Here is a 1,489-nt window from a genome sequence, read left to right on the forward strand (position 1 = left end):
GGCTCTTCGGACTTTAGGTGGGGGTGGGTGATGTGCGGGGCCGCGTGGTGACGGGGTGGGGCGGGTCGAGGCCCCGAGGATCGGTAGCGACCAAGCTTCCTTTCCGTTCGGAGACCTCGACCCGTGCCCGATGCTACGGGGTGCGCCGCTGCGTGCCCGTCTTCTGCTGTCTACTGTGATCGCTGCGATGTGCTCGTCGGCCTCGGCGGGCTGCACGTGGTGGCTGTCGAGCGCTGCCGCGACGGCGTGCTCCTGATCGACGTCGAGTCCCCGCCGGGGCCGGTCGGGTGCCCGGGGTGCGGGCAGGTCGCCGAGTCGCGGGGCCGGAAGGCGCTCGTGCTGGTCGATGCGCCGATGAGCGCGGCTGCGGTGCGGGTCCGGTGGCGCAAGCGCAGGTTCCGGTGCGCTGATGAGGCGTGCCCGAGGGAGTCGTTCACCGAGCAGAACGCTCTGGTCGCCGCGCCTCGCGCCAAGGTCACGGCCCGAGCGGTGATCTGGGCGGTGGGGCAGATGCGGAGGGAGAACGCGTCGGTGCAGGGCGTCGCCCGCCAGCTCGGGGTGTCGTGGCGCACGGTCTGGCGACACGTCAGGCCGGTGCTCGAGACGCGCGCCGCGGACGAGTCCCGCTTCGACGGGGTCACCACGCTCGGCGTCGACGAGCACCTCTGGCACCACGTGTCCACCAGACCCGTCGCCGATGGCGGGCGGGGTCCGAAGGAACTGACCGGGATGGTCGACCTGTCGCGCGATGCGTCCGGGCGGGTGAGGGCCCGCCTGCTGGACCTCGTGCCCGGGCGCAGCGCGAAGGCCTACGCCGACTGGCTGCAAGAGCGCGGGCAGGAGTTCCGCGACGGGGTGCAGGTCGCGACGCTGGACCCGTTCGCCGGCTACAAGAAGGCCCTCGACGACGAGCTCGACGATACCGTCGCGGTGCTCGACGCGTTCCACGTCGTCAAGCTCGGCACCACCGCGGTCGATGAGGTCCGCCGCCGCGTCCAGCAAGACACCCTCGGGCACCGCGGACGCAGAGGTGATGCGCTCTACGGGATCCGCAACATCCTCCGCGCCGGGCAGGAACGACTCACCGACCGGCAGAAGGCCCGGCTCGATGCCGCGTTCACGCAGCGCGAGGAGCACGTCGAGGTCGACGTCGCCTGGCAGGCCGCGCAGCAACTCCGCGACGCCTACCGGCATGCCGACCTCGCCACCGGGCGCAAGATCGCCGAGCACGTGCTCGAATCGCTCCCGACCTGCCCGATCCCCGAGATCGCCCGACTCGGCCGCACCCTGCGTCAGTGGCGGGCCGCGTTCCTGTCCTACTGGGATACCGACCGGTCATCCAACGGCGGCACCGAGGCCGTGAACGGCCTCATCGAACTCGCCCGCCGCGTCGCCCGCGGCTTCCGCAACTACGACAACTACCGACTCCGCATGCTCCTCATCGCCGGCGGCCTCGACCCCACCACCCCCACCTAAAGTCCGAAGAGCC

Annotated in this window: 1 protein-coding gene; it reads left to right on the forward strand. The window is 71.5% G+C overall.

Features of this window, described 5'->3' with window-relative positions; all coding sequences use genetic code 11:
• Positions 1 to 123: 123 nt before the first annotated feature.
• Complete coding sequence (locus tag G3N18_RS15715; protein WP_420827110.1) at positions 124 to 1,476, forward strand: ISL3 family transposase; 1,353 nt, start codon at positions 124 to 126, stop codon at positions 1,474 to 1,476.
• Positions 1,477 to 1,489 lie beyond the last annotated feature (13 nt).

Origin of the sequence: Microbacterium paulum (genome assembly GCF_015707995.1) — a bacterium.
Lineage (GTDB): Bacteria > Actinomycetota > Actinomycetes > Actinomycetales > Microbacteriaceae > Microbacterium > Microbacterium paulum.